Below are 20134 nucleotides of genomic sequence, written 5' to 3'. Positions count from 1 at the left end.
CTATTTCCCTCCATCTCGGAGCTGTTCGAGCCGCTCGGCAAGAAAGCTCCATGTTTTCCAGAACTCCTCCAGGTACTCATCGCCGTGGGCGTTGAGCGTGTACACCTTGCGCGGGGGGCCCTTCTCCGACGGCCGCTTCTCGACGTCGACGAGCCCCTTTTGCTCGATCCTCACCAGCAGCGCATAGACCGTGCCCTCGGCGATATCGGCAAAGCCCTTATCCCTCAGCAGCGTCGTGATCTCGTATCCGTACGCCGGCTTCCCGGTCAGAAGGGCAAGAACGATGCCCTCCAGCGTCCCCTTGAGCATCTCCGTCATTTGCTTGCCCACCGGACACCTCCTCCAGCTACTTAGTATTACTAGCTACCAGTACATAGTAACGCTAGGTAGATAAAGCGCAAGTGCTGGTAGGCACCTGATGGAGGTACCGTTACCGCCATAAGGGAGGTCCCCCAATGTCAGAATCTGAATACTCCGCACTCCAGGACCGGGCCGCCAGTGGCGAGGCCGATGCCGTCGGCGAGCTGATTGAACTCGCCGCTGAACGGGAGGACTTCGAAGTGCTTCGGCGCCTGGCCGCAAACGGCAGCAGGGACGCCATGGACCAGCTCGTTGAGCTAGCCGCCGAAAAGGGCGACGTCGAAGAACTCCGGCGGCTCGCCGCCAGCGGCAGCAGGGACGCTGCAGACGTTCTGACCGAGCTGGAAAGTTAACGCCGGACGGGACGACGGCGGCCGCTCACCTTGAGGACAGAGTGGACGACGGCGGCCGCTCACCTTAAGCGAAATATCCGGACGCGCGAGGAATCCTGCCCGCAACCTCGGCGGCGTCCGCATACCGGAGCGATGCAGATGACCGGACCCTCGTCCGGCCGCGAATGTTGACGGATTATTGACGCGCGAAAGCTACTCGCCGAACGGCCACACCGGCCTGATCTCGATCTTGCCGAATTTCGCCATCGGGTGCTTGGACGCCACCTCGACCGCCTCGTCCAGATCGGCGCACTTGATGATGTCGTAGCCCGCAATCCACCCCTGCGTCTCCGCAAACGGCCCATTCGAGACCACCACTTCGCCGCCGCGGACCGTCACAGTGGTCGCATCCTCAACGGGACGCAGCCTGTCCCCGTGCTGGGCAACGCCGCGGGCTTCCATTTCGGCAACCCATTCCTCAATATTGTCCTCGGCGGCCACATATTTCGGCGCGGTGGGATCGGTACAGATGAAAAGCATGTATTCCACGATGACTCCTTGTTGGCCGGGTCCGGTCGGATACCCGCAAGATACCCCACCGGGAAGTCCAAACGACGCCACTCGCCAAAGTTTGTCCTCGTCCAGGGAATGACGACCAAAGATGAGGGCGAGTTTGGGTAAGCCGACGAAATGTCAGGATGCGTTTGGAAAAACCCGACGTAGAGTGTCGCCGGCAGCGCTAGCTGGCGCTAGGGGGTGACGGTGGCCGTCACCACTGAGAAAAGCCTGGAGTAATTCGGGCATACGCTCAATTTCTCGTCAGCTGGAACACGTGCACCGTCCAGGGTCACCTTGGCGCCATCGGACAGGGATGAGCCATCCGGCAATGCCAGCGCTTCGCCCTTGAAAACAGTGCCTTCCGGGAAGACCAGCGTGGTTGACTGCCCGTCGCCGGTCCGCACCACAAGGCATCCGGCCGCATCCGCGGCAAGACTGCCGACCAGTTGGCCGCTTTCCTCGGGAGCGGACGAAACTCCGGCGTGCACGACGGCCTTCTTGCCTCCCGGGCTCTGTACCACCGCCGTCGGCATTTCCTGCTGAACGGAGGGCACAGCGGACGTGGGAGCGGGACCGGCCTGCGGCGCCGAGCATGCCGAAAGCAAAAGTGCGATGATCGCGGCAATACCGAAAGCAGCGCGGTGAGTCATCTGTATCCCCCTAGAATTCGACGCCGATTCCTAGGCCAGCATAGAAGCCCAGGCGGCTCGCGCCGGCAGCATCAAGGTGCTTCGACGCGATGAACCGCCATATCCGCCACTCCGACGAAGGTCATAGGTCTTTCCGGCTTATCCTCAAGCTTCAATGTCACGAGGCCGGCGTCATGATGCCTTGACAGGACACGCAACGGGATCCCGCCGAACTTCACGGTCTCACCGGCCCGTACGCTCTTGAGGCGGACTTTGTTGTCCATGATCTTCTTGATGATTACAGCCCAGCCCATCATTCCTGGCGTGGTTCCCCACGGCAGCGTAAACGTAATGCCGGGCAACGGGCTGCATCATTGCACGTTCACACAGTTCATCCGCCCGGCGACGGCATGTCAAACCGTCGCGACGCCAGTGCTTCAAAACCTTCCCACGCCGGCCGTGGCCGAATACCGTAAGGCCTGACGACCCGATTAGGAGGAACCGATGCGCAAGGTGACCGCCGGACTGTTCCACTCCGTGGATGGCGTAGTGCAGGACCCATTCAATTTCCAGTTCGACAGCTTCGATGAGGACCTTGGCAAGGGACTGACCAAGATGATCAACACCGTGGACACTGTGGTCCTCGGGCGGGTCAGTTATCAGGAATGGGCGGGCTACTGGCCCAACGCGTCGCAGGACGAGGATTTCGCCGCCTTCATCAATCCGGTGGAAAAGTTCGTCGCATCGCGTACCCTCTCGGAGCCCCTCGAATGGCAGAATTCGCACCTCATCGGGGCGCCGCTGGAAGAGTTCGTTGCCGACCTCAAAAAGCGCGACGGCGGCGAGATCGCCGTGTGCGGCAGCATTTCCGTCACGCGGCAACTGCTGTTCGGCGGCCTCCTCGACGAATTGACCCTGATGACGCATCCCGTCGTGGCCGGCAGCGGACGCCGGCTGTTCGAGGACGGCGATCCGCTGACCAGGCTCGACCTCAAGGACGAGTACAGGACCAGCAAAGGAAACGTCGTCAGCACCTACAGCGTGCGCAACGCCTGACGTTTGGCCGGCTTTTGGCCCGGCCCTGTCAGCTCCTGACGGTTTTTAATGCGGTGGACCAGGAGATGAGCTGGTCGAGCAACGGTTTCAGGGCCTCTTCGGCGTCGTCGCTGGGCGTGAAGACGGTGTAGTTCTCGAACTCCGATGCGAACGGCAAAGCCACTTGGGCGCGGACGCCTGCCATTTGCAGTTCTGCGGTAATCAGGCGGAGATTTTCGACGGCCCGCACTCCCCCGGCGCTTCCGTAGCTGACAAATCCCGCGGCCTTGTTGTTCCACTCGGCGTAGAGGAAATCCAGCGCGTTCTTCAGGGCGCCGGGGACGGAATGGTTGTATTCGGCGGTCACGAAGATGAAGCCGTCGAAGCGGGAGACTGCCTCGGCCCAGACCTTCGTGTGCTCATGTTTGTATTGACCCATCGAAGGCGGTATGGGCTCATCCAGCAGCGGAAGGCCGAAGTCCGCCAGGTCAAGCAATTCGAAGTCCGCGCCGCCCCGGGCACTCGCCCGGGAGTACACCCACTCCGCAACCTGCCTGCTGCGGCGCTGCGGACGCGTGCTGCCAATGACCACCGCTATCTTCACCATGATTCGCTCCCGTTCATTGCGGTAATTCCTTGATACAGCGGCGCCGGTCTGGACGCCATAGCCGGGCGAGAGAGCGTCGGGGAAAACCCTGCAGGACGTGATAGAGCGTCGGGGAAAACCCTGCAGGACGTGATAGAGCGTCGGGGAAAACCCTGCAGGACGTGATAGAGCGTTCGGGAAAACCCTGCGAAAAGTGAGAGAGCGTTTCATCCCGACAAGCCCGCAACGCGCCTGAGACCACAACAGCGTTGGCTTCGCTGCAACATCTTCAGGCCCCGGCGGACGCCACGCCTCTTACGCTAATTCCACTCACGAGCACCCACCGAGGCACCAACAAAGGCACTAACCCAGATAGCCGCCCGGTGGGGCGCCACGAAGCAAACCTGAGAATACCCATTGACGGGTGAACCGCGTCACGCCTAGTCTGGTGCAACAGCGTTGCGACACAAGCAACCCCAAGTTCTCATTGGTGGACACATGGAACAGCCAATAACCCAGGCCGGAGCAGCAGAGCCGCTGATTGGCCAGGCCAGCACCGCACCCCACACCGGCGACGAGGTCAGCAAGGACACCCGGCGCCGGGTCATCACCGCGAGCTTCATCGGCAACTTCGTCGAATGGTTCGACTACGCCGTCTATGGCTACCTGGCCGGCATCATCTCCACGGTCTTCTTTCCGGAGGCCGACCGCCAGACGGCACTCCTGGCAACCTTCGGCGTCTTCGCCATCTCCTTCTTCGTCCGTCCCCTGGGCGGCTTCTTCTGGGGCCACATCGGCGACCGGCTGGGACGGCGGAAAGCACTGTCCCTGTCGATCGTCATCATGTCCGTGGCCACGTTCTGCATTGCCCTAATCCCCGGCTACGGCACCGTCGGCATCCTGGCCCCGGTCCTGCTCCTGCTGGTCCGCGTTGTCCAGGGGTTCTCCGCCTCCGGCGAGTACGCCGGCGCCTCCGCCTTCCTGGTGGAGTACGCGCCCGCACATCGGCGCGGACTCTATGCCGCCGTCGTACCCGCAAGCACCGCGGCGGGTCTGCTGCTGGGCAGTCTCCTTGCCGCGCTGCTCACCAGCGTCCTCAGCGAAAGCCAGCTGCACGACTGGGGCTGGCGCCTGCCGTTCCTGCTCGCGGCGCCGATGGGCCTGATCGGCCGGTACATCCGCACCAAGCTCGAGGACACCCCGGCCTTCCGCGCCCTCGCCGAGGACGAAAACAAGACCAAGGCTCCGGCCCGGGACATGTTCCGGAACAACAGGAGGCAGCTCATCATCGCCACCGGCGCGGTGCTGCTGAACGCCGTCGGCTTCTACGTGATCCTCAGCTACATGCCCACCTACCTCGCGGAGGAACTGGGCTTCGGCGCCGGCGAATCGTTCCTGGCCACCACCATCGCACTGGCCAGCTACATCGGCTTCATCTTCCTCACCGGCATCGCCTCGGACAGGTTCGGCCGGAAGCGCATGCTGATCACCGCGTCCATACTGTTCATGGTGCTGACCGTGCCGGCGTTCATGCTCCTGGATACGGGCAATTTCCTGGTGATCGTGCTCGTCCAGATCCTCCTGGGTGGCATGCTCACCCTCAACGACGGCACGCTGCCCAGCTTCCTGGCCGAGCTCTTCCCCACGAAGACCCGGTACAGCGGCTTCGCCGTCAGCTTCAACCTCTCCAACGCCCTGTTCGGCGGCACCGCCCCGTTCATGGCCACCCTCCTCATCGGCCTCACACACAACAAGCTGGCCCCCGGCTGGTACCTCGTGGCCGCCTCACTGGTTTCCCTCATCGCAGTCCTGTTCGCCGTGGAGACTTCCAAGAAGCCCCTGCAGCAGCACTGACAAACACCCACCCAAGAAAGAAAAGGAACAAGCATGACCATCACCGAGAATCTCCCCCGTCGCGGCAACGCTGTCAACGACGTCGCCAAGCTCGAGCGCCTCAAGGTCCTCAACAACGGCGAGAAGGTCACCCTGACCTTCTCGGACGCGGAGTTCGAGCGCCGCCTCGCCGGCCTGCGCAGCATCATGGCCGAGAAGGACCTGGACGCCGTCGTCCTGACCAGCTACCACTCGATCAAGTACTACTCCGACTTCCTGTTCACCTACTTCGGCCGCTCCTACGCCATGGTGGTCACCAAGGAGGACACGGTCACCGTCACCGCAAACATCGACGCCGGGATGCCCTGGCGCCGCAGCTACGGCGAGAACCTGGTGTACACCGACTGGCGCCGGGACAACTTCATCCACGGAATCCAGGAAGTCCTGCGCACCCGCGGCATCAAGGTCCGCCGGCTCGGCGTCGAAGACGACTCGCTGCCGCTGGACAACCGGAACAAGATCCAGGCCGCGTTCGAATCGGCGGCCCTGGTGGACGTGGCTCAGGCTGCGATGCGCCAGCGCATGATCAAGTCCGCCGAGGAAATCGAGGTCATCAAGCACGGCGCCCGCATCGGCGACCTCGGCGGCGAAGCCATCCGCAACGCCATCACCGCCGGCATCACCGAGTACGAGGTGGCCCTGATCGGCACCGAGGCCATGGTGCACGAGATCGCCCGCACCTTCCCCAACTCGGAGATCCGCGACACCTGGGTCTGGTTCCAGTCCGGCATCAACACCGACGGCGCGCACAACTGGGCCACCACCCGGAAGATCCAGGAACACGACATCCTGTCCCTGAACTGCTTCCCCATGACCTCCGGCTACTACACGGCGCTGGAGCGGACGCTGTTCTTCGGAGAACCGGATGCCCGTTCCCTCGAGCTGTGGAACATCAACGTCGAGGTCCACCGCCGCGGCCTGGAACTCATCAAGCCCGGAGCCGTCTGCAAGGACATCGCCGCCGAGCTCAACGAGATCTACGTGTCGCACGGCCTGCTCGCGAACCGCACGTTCGGCTACGGCCACTCCTTCGGCGTGCTCAGCCACTATTACGGCCGCGAAGCCGGACTCGAACTGCGCGAGGACATCGACACCGTGCTCGAACCCGGCATGGTGGTCTCCATGGAACCGATGATCACCGTCCTCGACGGCCAGCCCGGCGCCGGTGGCTACCGCGAGCACGACATCCTGGTGGTGGGCGAGGACGGCGCCGAGAACATCACCAAGTTCCCGTTCGGCCCTGAGCACAACATCATCAGCGCCTAGCGCCACGGTTAGGGGTGTGCCCTCCCCGGCCGGCCGTTGTCAGCAAGGCTTTTGATTTAGCAGCCTTGGGTTAAGTACGACGGCGGCCGGCTGGGAGGGAGGGCATGCCCGCCCCCGCTTCCGGCAGGCGACAAAGGCCGGAAGCACGACAGCGAAGAAATATAGTGAACACCATGACTCCCCCCGCAACACCCGCGAACCCAGCTCCCGACGCAGGCAAAGATACGGGCAAGGACGCTGGCAAAGGCGACAGCAAAGAGCCCGGCAACGGCGACGCGCGCGGCGCCTCTGTCATCGTCAACGCCATCGCCGTGCTCCGCAGCTTCACCGCGGACGAGCCCATGCTGGGAGTCACCGAGATCGCCAGCCGGGTGGGCCTGCACAAGAGCACGGTGTCCCGGATCCTTGCAACGTTTGAGCAGGAGCATCTGGTGGAGCGGGACCCGGACACCCGCCGCTTCCGGCTGGGGCTCGGCCTGATCGCCGTCGCCGGACCGCTGCTGGCAGAACTCGAGGAACGCCGGGTGGCCTACCCCGTACTGCGCGAACTCACCGAACGCACCGGCGAAACCAGCGCCCTCATGGTGTGGAACGGCACCGAGTCGATGTGCGTGGAGCAGATCGCCAGCCGCCAGCAGGTCAAGCACACCACTCCTTTGGGCGCCCGCTACAACGACGCCCTCAGCGCCTCGGTCCAGGTCTTCCTCGCCGGCGAACAGCCCGAACGCGTAGCCATCCTGCTCCGCAGCGGCACCATCACCCTGCCCGCCCTCGACGACCACTCCGTCGAGGAATACCTGCAGCGGCTCGAGGAAGTCACCAAGCGCGGCTGGGCCGGCAACTACGGCGAGACATCCATCGAGGAAGTCGGCATCGCCGCACCCGTCTACGACCACCGCGGCGACATCGCCGCCGCCGTCCTCATCCCCGCACCCAAGTTCCGGGTCTCCCCCGACACCCTGCAAAGCCTCGGCGACGCCTGCGCCAGCGCGGCCCGGCAGGTCACGCAGCGCCTCGGCGGCGTGGCACCGAAGGAGCGCCGGAGCGCATAGGCGGCGCGTCGCGCACGCAAATGGCGGAGCCCGTAGCCCGGGAGCCGGCCCGAGGCCGCCGCTTGTCGAGCCGGGCAACGCCCTTGCGGCACGGCGTTTAGGAAGCCAACCGCTCACCCGGGGCGCGCCGGGAGTTGGCCGATTCAACGCCGTGTTCGGGCTGATTCATCTCGGCCCACACTGTGTCGAGGGAAAGGCCGAGGACATCGGCGATGGCCGCGATGGTCGGAAAGGCAGGAGTCGCCACCCGGCCCGACTCGATCTTCCGCAGGGTCTCCGGTGAGACACGGGCATCGAGCGCGGTCTCGAGCATCGAACGCCCTCCCCTGGCGCGTCGCAACAGGGCGCCGAGTCGCTGTCCGCGCTCGACTTCTTCAGATGTGAGGGGCAACCTGACCATGGATCCAATTCTAATACCGGGATAATATGGCCGGTATAGTTATTGGACGCAGAAGAAAGGGCGCCGCATGATCGAGATCCTGAACCCCTCCGAACTGACCCGAGCAAAGGTGACAGGCGCCCTGGTCGCGGACATCCTGCATACGCTGAAGAGCCGCAGCGCGGTGGGCACGAACCTGTTGGAGATCGACAGGTGGGCCCAGGCAATGATCCTGGAGGCCGGGGCCGATTCTTGCTACGTCGACTATGCGCCGTCGTTCGGACGCGGCCCGTTCGGCCATTACATCTGCACGGGTGTCAACGATGCCGTACTCCACGGGCTGCCCCGCGACTACGCGCTTGCCGACGGCGATCTGCTGACTCTCGACCTCGCCGTCTCCAAGGACGGAGTGGCTGCGGACGCCGCCATCAGCTTCATCGTGGGCGAATCAAAGCCCGCGGAGAGCGTCGCGATGATCGATGCGACCGAACGGGCATTGAGCGCGGGCATAGCCGCCGCCGGGCCCGGGGCACGCATTGGCGATATTTCCCATGCCATCGGCTCTGTTCTCGGCGAGGCGGGCTACCCGATCAACACCGAATTCGGCGGCCACGGCATCGGTTCAACAATGCACCAGGACCCGCACGTTCCAAACAACGGGCGCCCAGGCCGGGGGTTCAAACTGCGCCCTGGGCTGATGCTCGCGCTGGAGCCGTGGGTCATGTTGGACACGGCCCGGCTCGTTACTGATGCCGACGGGTGGACGCTCCGAAGTGCGACGGGCTGCCGAACGGCCCACAGTGAGCACACCATCGCCATCACGGATGACGGCGCCGAAATCCTCACCCTGCCGACGGGCAACTAGGGACCCTCGCTACGGAGCTGCCGTCTCAGTGGCAGCCGCTGCAGCTGCCTTCGATTTCCTTGCTGACTCGGCTTCTTTGGCCGCCTTGCGGGTGAGCTGCTGAGCCGGGGCCTGGACGGGACCCGGGGTGGAGGTCGCGCCAGCACCGGCAGCAGAAGCAGGAGCCGCCGATGGCGTGGCCACAGGAGCGGGGGTTGCCGCGGAGGCCGGTGCGGCAGCCGGAGCCGGAGCCGCCGTTACCGGCCTGGGTGCGGGGACCTTCGGTGCCGCGGAGGCGCTTGGCGAAGGAGCCGGCGTCGGCGCAGCTGAGGGAGCTGGCGTGACGGCGGGTGCAGGAGTTTGCGTAGCCGCCGGAGCCGGCGTGACCGCCGGTACCGGAGTCTGCGTCGGTGCGGGCGTTGGCACGGTCGACTTGGGAGCAGGCGTGGCGGTCGGCGTCGGAGTCTGCGTCGGAGCGGGCGTTGTCGGCTTGGGCGTGGCGGCCGGTGTTGGAGCGGGCTTCGGCGTGACCGGAGCGGGAGCTACCGGCTGGGGCGTGACCTTAGGTGCAGGCGCCGGGGTTGCCGGCCTACGGGCGGGCGCCCGGTGAGCCGGCTTAGGCGCGGTCACCTTCGGCGCAGCCGCCTTCTTTGCGGCCGCCTTCGTAGCCGGAGCCGCTGCCCGCCTGCCCGAAGGCTTCGCTGCGGCAACAGACGCCTTGGCACGGGAGGAAGACTTCAGTGATGCAACGCTGTGGGCCGACGCGTCATGCTCATCGTGCACCTCACTCTGTTGGGCGCTGGCGCCGACCGGAACGGCCCAGTTTGGCGTCTCCGTCGCGGTGCCGGACTTCCGGTAGTCGGTCATCTTGATGTTGGAAACAGGCCCCGTGTGGCGGAGCCGGACGAGGGTCCAGTTGTCGGGGTCCGTGTGTCTGCCGTTCAAAACGGTTTCGAAGTGCAGGTGGCATCCGGTTGATGAACCCGTGGTCCCGACCTTGGCGATGAGTTGCCCCACCTGGACCGACTGGCCCTTCTTCACGCCGATGCCCTCAAGGTGGTTGTAAGTGGTGATCAGGCCGTTGCCGTGGTCGATTTCCACCCGGTTGCCGCCGCCCCAGGGGTGCCATCCCACTGCCCGCACCACGCCCGCATCCGCGGCGAAGACGTTGGTACCGCAGGCGGTGGCAAAATCCTGGCCCCAGTGGAACTCCCCTGCTGCGCCGGAGATGGGACTTGTCCGCAGCCCGAAGTGCGAGGTGGGAACCAGCACATCCAACGGCGCCATCAGGGTTCCCGCCGCGGGTCGCCGCACCTTTGTTGAGACCACATCGAGTTTTTCGTGCACTGGCTTTGCTCCGGTGAAGACCACGGTGCGGCTGTAGGAAACGAATGCGTCCGCGGAGGCCGAGACCGCACCGGTGCTTGCAACGCCGGTGCCTGAAGCGCCAGTACTCGAAGCGCCGGTACCCGTGGCGCCGGTGCTTGCAACGCCGGCGCTCGAAACAGATCCCTGGGCGGCCTCGGCCACAGCAGCGGAGACGAGGGGCATGTTAATGGCGATGTCGCCGGCCCGCTCGGTAGGTGCCTGCCCCGACGAGACAACTGGAGCAGCGCCCTGGAATCCAAAGGCGTAGACGGCCAGGAAAGCCGCACCTGCGCCGACCCGAACGGCCCGGCTCAGAACGTTGTGATTGGCGCCGGAACGCAGGTGCTGCGACGTGCGCCGGGCAACGGCAGGTGCAAGATGCTTTGGCAATTGGATCTCCCCCATGAAGGCGCCAGTGCTGGTGAATGCGTTGGCTCCCTACTATGGGAGCATGCCGTGCAGGCCACGGAAACCGCTACGGACCCATATGTGGATAAGCTCAGAAAATCTTGACCGGGACCTACCCCTAACTGCGGAAATCCTCAGCTGAAGTTGAGGAACCCCCCGCGGCGCCCGCACCGAAACCGGCCCTAACCCTCATGCGCGGCCGCGGCCCGGGCCGGTCGTGCGGACGCGGGCCGGTCCCGCGGGCGCGGGCCGGTCCCGGTGGCGCGGGCGCGGGGCCGGTGGCGCGGGCGCGGGGCCGGCAGGACAGGACCAACCCAAGAAAAAAGCCGTAGTCCGCGGCGCCGGACGGGAGTATTCTGAACAGCGCCCGGCCCGTGACGCCCGGCCAGCCCCGTCAATAAAGCAGCAGGCTTCCGCGCCCCCTCCCCGGCAACCAGAGCGCCAAGATGCGGCGAGAAGCAACAGCAACAGCCAAGAACCAAGAAGAACAAGAGTCAATAAGACAGCCTAGGAGGGGCCCGATGCCTTCATCCAACAGCAACAGCAGCAACAGCACCGCCGGCAGCAGCAGCGTCCCCATTCCGCAGCCTCCCACTAAACCGGTGGTAGGCAACCTGCCCGACATCGACGCCAGCAAAGGCGTCCTGGGCCTCGTGGACGTGGCCGAAGAGTACGGCCCGATCGTCCGCATCGAGGTTTTCAGCCGCGATATGGTCGCCATCTCGTCCCAGGAGCTCGTCAACGAGGTCTGCGACGAGACCCGGTTCGGCAAAGTCCTGGGGATCTCCCTGCGCTCGGTGCGGGAATCTGCGGGCGACGGCCTGTTCACGGCCGAAACCGAGGAACCCAACTGGCAGATGGCGCACCGGATCCTGATGCCGGCATTCGGTCCCGCCGCCCTGAAGAGGATGTTCGCCGGCATGGACGACATCCTCGAGCAGCTGCTGCTCAAATGGGAGCGGCTCGGCCCCACGGCCCGGATCGACATCCCGGACAACACCACCCGGCTGACCCTGGACACCATTGCGCTGTGCTCGTTCAGCTACCGGTTCAACAGCCTCTACCGGGACGAGATGCACCCCTTCATCGGGGCCATGGTCCGCTCCCTGGTTGAGTCCCGGGACCGGTCGCGGCGGCTGCCGGTGCAGAACAAGCTCATGGTCCGGAAGCGGCACCAGTTGGAGGAGGACCGTGCGCTGATGCAGGAGGTGGCCGAGCAGCTCATCAGCGACCGGCGCCGCAACCCCAGCCCTCCGGGCAGCGAGGACATCCTGGACACCATGCTGAACGCGGCGGACCCGGTGACCGGCGAGCGCCTGCCCGAGGACAACGTCGTCAACCAGATGGTCACATTCCTGGTGGCCGGCCATGAGACCACCAGCGGCCTGCTCTCCTTCACCATGTACGAACTCATGCGCCATCCCGAAGTACTGCGGAAGGCACAGGCCTTGGTGGACGAGGTGCTGGGCAGTGAGAGTGCCAAGTTCGATCACCTTCCGCGGCTGGGCTACCTGGACCAGATCCTGAAAGAGACGCTCCGGCTGTGGCCCACCGCCCCGGCGTTCAACGTGGCGCCGTACGAGGACACGGTGATCGGCGGCAAGTATGAGGTGCCCAAGGGCCAGACCATCATGATTTTGATCCCCCAGCTGCACCGGGATAAGACGGCATGGGGAGAGGATGCCGACCTCTTCAACCCGGACCGGTTCGCCCCGGAGCGGTACGCGTCCGTCCCGCCCAACGCGTGGAAGCCGTTCGGCAACGGGCAGCGCTCCTGCATCGGCCGCGGGTTTGCCCTGCAGGAGGCCATGCTGTTCCTGGCCAAGGCTCTGCAGCGCTTCGACATCACCCCGGCGGATCCCGGCTATGAGCTGAAGATCAAGCACACGCTCACCATGAAACCGGAAGGCCTGTACGTCCACGTCCGACGGCGGAACGTCCGTATCGACGCAACGGCAAGTGCCGCCGTCGGAGTGGAAAAAACGCAGGAAGCGCCGGCGCCGGCGGCCTCCGCCAACGGCGTTCCGGTCCGGGTGCTGTACGGGTCCAATGCGGGCACGTCCCAGGACTTTGCGCAGCGGATTGCGAACGACGCCGGGCGGCGGGGATACAGCCCAACGATCGGTCCGCTGGACAGTGCGGCCGGCGGGCTGCCCACGGAGGGCCTGGTCGCCGTCGTCACCTCCTCGTATGAGGGGATGCCGCCAGATAATGCCAAGAAATTCATGGCCTGGACCGAGGGCCTGCAGCCGGGCAGCCTCCGCGGTGTGCGGTACACGGTGTTCGGCAACGGCAACAGGGACTGGGCGCGGACCTACCAGGAGGTGCCCAAGGCGGTCGACGCCCGGCTCGAGGCGGCTGGCGCCGAGCGGATCTACCAGCGCGGCGAGGCCAACGCGCGCGGCGACTTCTTCGGCGATTTCGAGGAGTGGTACGCGGGATTCTGGCCTGCGGTGGACGGCGCCCTCGGCCAGCGGACCAGCGCTCCAACCGGGGTACCGCAGCTGGCGGTCCAGTTTGTGGGCAACGTCCGGGACACGCTGCTGCGGCAGAACGATCTGGCGCTGGGCACCGTCGTCGTGAACCGGGAACTCGTGGACCTGACCAAGCCGCATGCCCGGTCCAAGCGGCACGTGGAGATTGCCCTGCCGGAGGGCATGAGCTACCGGACCGGCGACTACCTTGCGGTGCTGCCGCTGAACCCCAGCGACCTGGTGCAGCGGGCCCTCACGCGGCTTGCCCTGGACTACGACTCCCACGTGGTGCTGGCCATGGAGCACGGGGACACGTTCCTGCCCACCGGCACGCCCGTGGCCGTGGGCGAGCTGCTGAGCAGCTACGTGGAACTCGCGGTTCCGGCCACCCGGCCGCAGGTGGGGCAGCTGGCCGAAGTGGCCACCGATCCCGCGGAGCGCTCCGAGCTGGAGGCGCTGGCGCAGGACCGGGTGCGGCATGCGGCGGAGATCGTGGACAAGCGCGTCTCGCTGCTGGACCTGCTGGAGATGTACCGGTCGTGCCAGCTGCCCTTCACGTCGTTCCTGCAGCTGCTCACCCAGCTGACCCCGCGGCGGTATTCGATCTCGTCGTCGCCGCTCTGGAGCCCTGACCACGCGACCCTGACGTTCGCCGTCGTCCGGGCCCCGGCCTGGTCCGGGCGCGGCACCTTCGAAGGGGCGGCGTCCACCTACCTGGCCCAGGCGCGGCCGGGGTCGCGGGTGGCGGTGACGGTGCGGCCGTCGAACGCTGCCTTCCATCCGCCGGAGTCCCTCGCGATGCCGGTGATCATGGTGTGCGCCGGGACCGGGCTGGCGCCGTTCCGCGGCTTCGTGCAGGACCGGGCGCTGAAGGCCCAGGCCGAGGGGATCCGGCCGGCGAAGTCGCTGCTGTTCTTCGGCTGCCGGGCGCCGGACACCGACTTCCTCTACGCGGCGGAGCTGGCGTCCTGGGCGGAGCAGGCCAACCTGGACCTGCGGCCGGTCTTCTCCAAGGCGCCGACCGACGGGCTGAAGTACGTGCAGCACCGGCTGTGGGCGGACCGGGACGACGTCAAGGAGCTGGTCAAACAGGGTGCCACGGTGTTCGTCTGCGGCGACGGGAAGAACATGGCGCCGGAGGTCCGCGACACGTGCGAGCGCATCTACCAGGAGGCCACCGGCGCTTCCGAAGCGGATGCCGATGCCTGGATGGACGAGGTGGAGCGCACCCACGGCAGGTACGTGGCGGACATCTTCACGTAGGAGGTTCGAGTAAGGCGGGCGCCGTTCCCGATAGGGAGCGGCGCCCCTCTGTGGGCCGGCAGGGTCGCGGGTGCCCGGATGTACAGTTGTGCTGGCAGCAGGTTCCGCAGCGTCGAATACCAGGAGAACCCGAGATATGAGCGTGAATGAGTACGAGGCTTCACTGATCATCACGGCGGGTGCGGAGCTGTTGAAGGTGGCATCATCTGATCCCCGCTCTGAGGAAGGCTACGAGGCCGTTAAGGCCAACATCTCGGAGGCTTTGGAAAGCATAGCGGAAGCTCTTTCGAACTTTGAGGCTGGTTCGGGTGGGCCCAGCCGTTCAACAGGCTGGGTTCAGGACCTTCACCGCGTGGCGGACGACATAGTGCAGCGGTAGCCGGCCGGCCGTCCCGGATCAGCCGGCGGGCCGTCGCGCGGGTTGCACTATCCACCGCGTCCGGACGAGACCTCATCGAACCAGGAATCGTCCGGCCCCTTCACAGTGCCCCGGCAGAGCAGTACCATGCCCGGCCCTGAAGCCAACCTTTTTCCAAGGTCCGCCACACAAAGTAGTTGCCTTGGGGAACCACCGCAGAACTAGCCCATGGGACAGAGAGGTCCCCGTGGTGTGACGATCGGTCTCGGAATCCATATTGGGGTTGACACGGGCGCCGGCCGGCTTGGCCAGTGCACCTTGCCAAGGAGGCACCGACCATGACCGAAGAATCCACGAACACCGGCGGATTTGCCCGCCGCACCCTCCTGCGTTTGGGTGCTGCCGGAGGGGCTGCCGCGGCTCTTGCTGCCGCCCAAAGCTGGGCAGGCCCGCTGCTGGCCCAGCGGGGGCTCCTCTCGCCGGATGGTGCGTTCGCCGCCACGTCGTCCGCACTCAGCGACGGCCTGTTCTACATCGAAAAATTCCCGACGAGCCCGCTGATCCTCTCGCCCTTCAACGACCCGCTGCCCATGCTCAAGGCGCTGGCCCCGGTGCCCAGGTCCGTTGTCAGCTCATGGCCGCAGCCGCCCGGGCCGGGACCGGGCCAGCAGAACTCGCTGCGGAATCAGCGGCACCAGGTCTGGACGAGCGACGTCGGTCTTCCGGACCCGATTGTCTACAAGATCGACCTGCTGGTCCGCGCGCACTCGTTCACCACGTCCCTGGTGCTGCCGATCGACGCCAACGGCAAGCCGACGATTTCCTTCGACGCGAAGCGCAAGACGTATCCGGCGGGCACGAGGCGGACCCTGCCTCCCAGTACGATCTACGGCTTCAACGGCGGCTTTCCGGGAGCGAGGATCAACGCCGAATACGGCAAACCCGTGCTGGTCCGGTTCGAGAACCACCTGAATGAGAACCCGCTGAACCTGGACCGCCAGGACTTTGGCGCACCGGACTGGTCCTTCCTGACCCACCTCCACAATGGCCATACCGCGCCCGAGAGCGACGGCAACCCGCACTACTCGATGGTGGCCGGGCCGAGGCACAGGGGCTACCGGCCGGGGATGTTCGTCGACAACCTGTACCTGAACCGGGCACCGGGTAACGATGACCGGGAGAAGCAGAGCTTCTTCTGGCTCCACGACCACACGATGGACCACACCGGCGCCAACGTCTACAAGGGCATGGTGGGCCTCTACCCGCTTTATGATCCGAAGGGCGGCCTGGATATGGGCGACGAGACCCGGGGACTTCGGTTGCCCGGCGTCCGGACCAACCACCCCGACGGGTCGTTCGACGTCAACTACGACGTCCCGCTGGCGTTCTACGACTGCTGCCTGGATGACGGCGTCACGATCCACAAGGACTTCCATGACGGGCTGGGCGAGTTTCCGGCGGCGAAGAACCCGGCCACCCACCCGGAGTGGTGGGGAAAAACCTTCTACAAGCATTTCCCCAACCACGGCTTCGTGGGCGACATCTTCACGGTGAACGGAACCGCTTACCCGGTGATGGAGGTGAAGCGCCGCAAGTACCGGTTCAGGTTCCTGGATGCATCCATAGCGCGGATCTACGAGTTCAAGCTGATGAGCTCCACCAAGGGCCCCAGGTCATCGGCATCCCTGGGCTTCAAGGGCGACGAGCTGGAGGGCCAGTACCGCGTCGAGGACGGGCAGCAGTGCATGCAGTTCACGGAGATCGCCACCGACGGCGGCCTGTTGCCGTTTCCGATCAAACGCGATTCGTTTGAGCTGTGGCCGGCCAAGCGACGCGAAGTGATCATCGACTTCACGAAGTACCAGGACGGCACCCCCACCACCAAGGGCGACGTCATCTACGTCACCAATGTGATGAAGATGCCCAACGGCAGGATGTGGGCCGCGTCGTCAAGGTTCTCCCCCGACCCCAAGTACAAGGTCCCGGTGCTCAAGTTCGTCATCGGGGACAGCGCGCCGGACAACAGCCGGATCCCCAAAGCCCTCCGCCCGCTCCCGCCGCTGCCGGGCAACTGGCAGACCATGCTGGACAACCGGCTGATCTTCGAGGTGGAACGCGGCAGCGCAGGGGGCGAGACCGAATGGCTCATCAACGGCAGGCCCTTCGACCCGGCCCACGTGCTGGCGAGCCTGAAGAATCCGGCCGGCCGCACCCCCCTCGCCCAGCAAAAGAGCGGCAGCTTCAACCTCTGGGAGCTCCGCAACGGCGGCGGCGGCTGGGTGCATCCGATGCACCTGCACGAGGAGGAGCACCGCACCGTCATGCGCAACGGCAAGGACGTGACCCGCAGCGTGGACCCGGGCCATCCCGACGACGCCTCACGGGAAGACACCGTGGCTCTGGACCCGGGTGAATCGGTGATCATCTACCGCGGCTTCCGGGACTTCACCGGACCCTATGTGGGGCACTGCCACAACCTGACCCACGAGGACCACGCCATGATGTTCGCCTGGGAGATCACACCGTAAGCGGCCGCGCGGACCCCGTCCGCAGCGGCCGCCTACTTCGCGGTCAGGTCCTTCCGGCGGAACGTCCCGGCGATGGAGAGCTTGCGGCCGTATTCGATGGAGCCGTAGCGGAACAGGTGCACGGCCAGGCGCAGGACGAGGAACCCGGCGATGAAGACCTCGGCGATGACGATGGCCGATTCGACAGGGCCCAGGGTTCCGAAGCCGTTGCGGAGCAGCGCGGTCACGGGGGCGGTGAGCGGAAAGTAGGTGAAGACCTGCACGATCAGGGCCTCGGGGTCACTGATGATGAGACTGACCGCGTAGAAGGGCACGAAGATGAGCGCCATCAACGGGCCGAAGATGGTGCCCGCTTCCTTGGCCGTGGGCATGATCGCGCCGATCGCCACGAGCACGCCGGTGAACAGGGTGAACCCGCCCAGCAGCAGCAGCGCGCCGGTGATCATCGGGACGGGCTCGAACATCAGGGAGGACAGGTCAAGGTCGGGCAGGGACACGGAGTCACGGAACAGGAAGTAGGCGAGCGCGACCGGCGTGAGGAACACTGCTATCTGGAGAAGCCCGACGGCGAACAGGGAGACGATCTTGCCGGTGATCAGGGTGGTGGGGTTCAGGGTGGTCAGGATCATCTCCGTGACCCGGTTTTCCTTCTCCTCCAGCGTGCTGTTCAGCATCTGGTTCGACAGCAGGATGATGCTGACATAGAAAATCACCAGAAACAGCAGCGGCGGTATGACTGAACCGATGCCTCCGGAGACCCGGCCGTCCAGGTACGTTTCGGCGTCGAACTTCACCCCGCCGCTCAGGGCGGCGGTGACTTCCGGCGAATTGACCCGGGACTGGGCCGCGGTGGTGAGCAGGTGCTTGGCCACGGCCTCATACTTGCCGTTCTCGAACATGCCCTTGTCCGCGCCGTAGACCTTGACCGGCTGGGTGGCGGGGTTGGCCGGGTAGGCGAAGTACGCCTCGCTGCTGCCGTTCCTGACGGCAGCGAGCGCGCCGCCGGGGTCCGACGTCAGGGTCCCGCCGACGGCCTGGGCCAGCGCTGCAGGGATGAGCCCGGAGGCATCCGTGTACGTGAAGGTCAGTGCCGAGTTCTTCTGGGCGTCGGCGTTGGCCGAGGTGCTGGAGTTGCTGGCGTAGACGAGGGCGAAGATGATCGCGAAGACCACCGGGATGGCCAGGGTGGCGATGATGAACCCGCGCTTCTTGATGGTGCGCATGAATTCGAACCCGACGACGGTGCCCAGGTTGTGCTGTTTGAATGCGGTGCGTGCCATCGTCCTAGACCTCTGCCATTTCGTGCTGTTCCCCGTACACCTGGATGAAGATTTCCTCGAGCGACGCCCGAGCGGTGGCGAAGCTTCTGACCGCGACGCCAGCCCCGATCAGTTCGCGCAGGACCGCCGTTTCGTCGGCGCCGGCGGCCGGGGCAAGCTCGGCGTGCCCGTCGCCGCCGCGCACCACGTCGTACAGGTCCGAGGCGGGCAGGACGCCGGCGTAGCCCAGCCGGTACACGGTGCCGCCGAACTGGTCCTGGACTTCGGCGACGGTCCCGTACGCGCGGGAGGTGCCGTCCTTGAGCAGGATGACCCGGTCGCACAGCCGCTCCACTTCCTCCATCTGGTGGGTCACCATGATGACCGTGGCGCCGGCGAGCTTCTGTTCCTCGATGATGTCCATCAGCAGCCGGCGGTTCACGGGGTCGAAGCCCTTGGTGGGCTCGTCGAGGATGAGCAGGTCAGGTTCGTTCATGATGGTGACGCCGAGCTGGACCTTCTGCTGCTGGCCGCCGGAGAGCTTGTCCAGCCGGACTGCTGCCTTGTCGGCGAGGCCGACGCGCTCCAGGTAGTTATGGGACCAGGCGCGGGCACGGTGTTTACTCAGGCCCTTGAGCCGGCCGAAGTAGACCATCACGTCCAGGACGTTTTCCTTCTTGTACAGGCCGCGCTCCTCCGGCAGGTACCCCAGCCGTGCGCCGTCCTTGGGCTCGAAGACCTTCCCGCCGATGTGCAGGGTCCCGGCGGTGGGCTGGTAGATGCCGAGCAGTGCCCGCAGCGTGGTGGTCTTCCCCGACCCGTTGCTGCCCAGGAACCCGAAGGTCTCCCCGGCCCGGACATCGAAGGACAGGTCTTTGACGACCGTCGTCTCCCCGAAGTCCATGCGGAAGTTCTTAATGTGCACAAGCGGCTCGGCCGCGTCCCCCAACGTCATGCAGCCAGCCTAGCGGAACCGATTCGGGTGTCTGGGTTGGGCGGCGTGCCGGCACCGGATGCGCTCGCAGACGGACAAGAGCGGGGAATTCTCCTAACGGTCACACAACCGTTCCCGGGAAAGTCTCGTCAGCAGCCCGACCCACGAGTAGCTTTGTGCCATGACCGGAGACTTTGACCTCGAAGCGGAAGAATCGCAGGAAATCGCCGATGATCCGCGCCGCATTGGGTACTGGTTTTTCAGCGCCCTACACGACAGGGCGAAGAACCTGGACGACCTGCACATGATCGTGACCCCGGAGTCCCGCCCGTTCTGGGGGTCCTTCGAAGTGGCCGCCGCGCTGCTGGACTCCATCGAAGACGCCGGCATGCTGCAGGAAGCCGTCTACGCACAAGGAGACCTCAACGTCTGCTACATGCGGGTCATCCGGGAAGCCAAGGAACATGCGCTCATCACACCGGCCTCAGTGCTGGACGACCCGCTGCTGATCACGCTGGTGTGGCGGCCCGACCACGGCCGGTGGATGGTTCACGGCTTCGGCGACATGGTGCACCCGGACAGCGTGCCCCGCGGGGCCCAGAAGTAGT

General features: G+C 65.4%; 19 protein-coding genes. 10 read left to right on the top strand and 9 right to left on the bottom strand.

Translation table 11 applies throughout. The annotated features are described in order from the left end of the window. Entirely contained in the window at positions 1-330 is a 330-nt protein-coding gene (locus ACFTSA_RS01690; RefSeq protein ID WP_377949040.1) for a PadR family transcriptional regulator, read from the bottom strand. Between the two features lie 125 nt (positions 331-455). Here ACFTSA_RS01690 and ACFTSA_RS01685 point away from each other — a divergent pair, with 125 nt between their 5' ends. Further along, positions 456-713: a hypothetical protein gene (locus tag ACFTSA_RS01685; RefSeq protein ID WP_377949037.1), complete on the top strand. Its 258-nt coding sequence runs from the start codon at positions 456-458 to the stop codon at positions 711-713. 192 nt (positions 714-905) lie between these two features. Here ACFTSA_RS01685 and ACFTSA_RS01680 read toward each other — a convergent pair whose 3' ends face one another. From ACFTSA_RS01680 to ACFTSA_RS01670, 3 genes are all read right to left on the bottom strand, one after another. Then, positions 906-1232, bottom strand: coding sequence for a YciI family protein (locus ACFTSA_RS01680; protein ID WP_377949808.1), 327 nt, complete (start codon positions 1230-1232; stop codon positions 906-908). A gap of 209 nt (positions 1233-1441) precedes the next feature. Further along, complete coding sequence (locus ACFTSA_RS01675) at positions 1442-1900, bottom strand: hypothetical protein (protein ID WP_377949035.1); 459 nt, start codon at positions 1898-1900, stop codon at positions 1442-1444. 71 nt (positions 1901-1971) lie between these two features. Further along, positions 1972-2241, bottom strand: a complete 270-nt coding sequence (locus ACFTSA_RS01670) for a hypothetical protein (RefSeq protein WP_377949033.1) — start codon at positions 2239-2241, stop codon at positions 1972-1974. Between the two features lie 142 nt (positions 2242-2383). On the opposite strand from ACFTSA_RS01670, the gene ACFTSA_RS01665 reads away from it, so the two are divergent. Beyond that, positions 2384-2935, top strand: a complete 552-nt coding sequence (locus ACFTSA_RS01665; RefSeq protein ID WP_377949031.1) for a dihydrofolate reductase family protein — start codon at positions 2384-2386, stop codon at positions 2933-2935. Positions 2936-2963: 28 nt separating this feature from the next. Here the strand turns inward: ACFTSA_RS01665 and ACFTSA_RS01660 are convergent, their stop codons facing one another. Next, positions 2964-3521 (bottom strand): NADPH-dependent FMN reductase, encoded by a 558-nt coding sequence (locus ACFTSA_RS01660; RefSeq protein WP_377949028.1) that lies wholly within the window; start codon positions 3519-3521, stop codon positions 2964-2966. Positions 3522-3998: 477 nt separating this feature from the next. Here ACFTSA_RS01660 and ACFTSA_RS01655 point away from each other — a divergent pair, with 477 nt between their 5' ends. From ACFTSA_RS01655 to ACFTSA_RS01645, 3 genes are all read left to right on the top strand, one after another. Continuing rightward, entirely contained in the window at positions 3999-5354 is a 1356-nt protein-coding gene (locus ACFTSA_RS01655; protein ID WP_377949026.1) for an MFS transporter, read from the top strand. A gap of 33 nt (positions 5355-5387) precedes the next feature. Next, positions 5388-6659 (top strand): aminopeptidase P family protein, encoded by a 1272-nt coding sequence (locus ACFTSA_RS01650; protein ID WP_377949024.1) that lies wholly within the window; start codon positions 5388-5390, stop codon positions 6657-6659. Between the two features lie 173 nt (positions 6660-6832). Next, on the top strand, positions 6833-7711 hold the full coding sequence (locus ACFTSA_RS01645) for an IclR family transcriptional regulator (protein ID WP_377949022.1): 879 nt from the start codon (positions 6833-6835) through the stop codon (positions 7709-7711). Positions 7712-7808: 97 nt separating this feature from the next. Here ACFTSA_RS01645 and ACFTSA_RS01640 read toward each other — a convergent pair whose 3' ends face one another. After that, positions 7809-8111, bottom strand: a complete 303-nt coding sequence (locus ACFTSA_RS01640; protein ID WP_377949020.1) for a helix-turn-helix domain-containing protein — start codon at positions 8109-8111, stop codon at positions 7809-7811. Between the two features lie 67 nt (positions 8112-8178). Here ACFTSA_RS01640 and map point away from each other — a divergent pair, with 67 nt between their 5' ends. Then, positions 8179-8955 carry a type I methionyl aminopeptidase gene (gene map / locus ACFTSA_RS01635; protein WP_377949017.1) on the top strand — a complete coding sequence of 259 codons (777 nt, stop codon included), beginning with the start codon at positions 8179-8181 and terminating at the stop codon, positions 8953-8955. Positions 8956-8964: 9 nt separating this feature from the next. Here the strand turns inward: map and ACFTSA_RS01630 are convergent, their stop codons facing one another. Next, positions 8965-10692 (bottom strand): peptidoglycan DD-metalloendopeptidase family protein, encoded by a 1728-nt coding sequence (locus ACFTSA_RS01630; protein WP_377949014.1) that lies wholly within the window; start codon positions 10690-10692, stop codon positions 8965-8967. 539 nt (positions 10693-11231) lie between these two features. On the opposite strand from ACFTSA_RS01630, the gene ACFTSA_RS01625 reads away from it, so the two are divergent. The 3 genes from ACFTSA_RS01625 to ACFTSA_RS01615 all read left to right on the top strand — a co-directional run bounded on the left by ACFTSA_RS01625 (position 11232) and on the right by ACFTSA_RS01615 (position 17333). Then, positions 11232-14447: a bifunctional cytochrome P450/NADPH--P450 reductase gene (locus ACFTSA_RS01625; protein ID WP_377949011.1), complete on the top strand. Its 3216-nt coding sequence runs from the start codon at positions 11232-11234 to the stop codon at positions 14445-14447. A 136-nt stretch (positions 14448-14583) separates the two neighbouring features. Next, entirely contained in the window at positions 14584-14826 is a 243-nt protein-coding gene (locus ACFTSA_RS01620) for a hypothetical protein (RefSeq protein ID WP_377949009.1), read from the top strand. Positions 14827-15143: 317 nt separating this feature from the next. Further along, positions 15144-17333: a multicopper oxidase family protein gene (locus tag ACFTSA_RS01615; RefSeq protein WP_377949007.1), complete on the top strand. Its 2190-nt coding sequence runs from the start codon at positions 15144-15146 to the stop codon at positions 17331-17333. A 32-nt stretch (positions 17334-17365) separates the two neighbouring features. Here the strand turns inward: ACFTSA_RS01615 and ACFTSA_RS01610 are convergent, their stop codons facing one another. Next, the gene (locus ACFTSA_RS01610; RefSeq protein ID WP_377949005.1) at positions 17366-18613 is read right to left on the bottom strand and encodes an ABC transporter permease; all 1248 of its coding nucleotides are present in this window, start codon (positions 18611-18613) and stop codon (positions 17366-17368) included. A 4-nt stretch (positions 18614-18617) separates the two neighbouring features. Continuing rightward, the gene (locus tag ACFTSA_RS01605; protein WP_377949003.1) at positions 18618-19547 is read right to left on the bottom strand and encodes an ABC transporter ATP-binding protein; all 930 of its coding nucleotides are present in this window, start codon (positions 19545-19547) and stop codon (positions 18618-18620) included. A gap of 160 nt (positions 19548-19707) precedes the next feature. Between ACFTSA_RS01605 and ACFTSA_RS01600 the strand changes: the two genes are divergently transcribed. Continuing rightward, positions 19708-20133, top strand: coding sequence for a hypothetical protein (locus ACFTSA_RS01600; protein WP_377949001.1), 426 nt, complete (start codon positions 19708-19710; stop codon positions 20131-20133). Position 20134: the final 1 nt, after the last annotated feature.

This window comes from Arthrobacter sp. NPDC057013, assembly GCF_042674585.1.
In the GTDB taxonomy this organism is placed as follows: Bacteria; Actinomycetota; Actinomycetes; order Actinomycetales; family Micrococcaceae; genus Arthrobacter.
The sequence above is the reverse complement of the archived record's forward strand: the minus strand, read 5'-3'. Positions and strand labels throughout refer to the sequence as shown.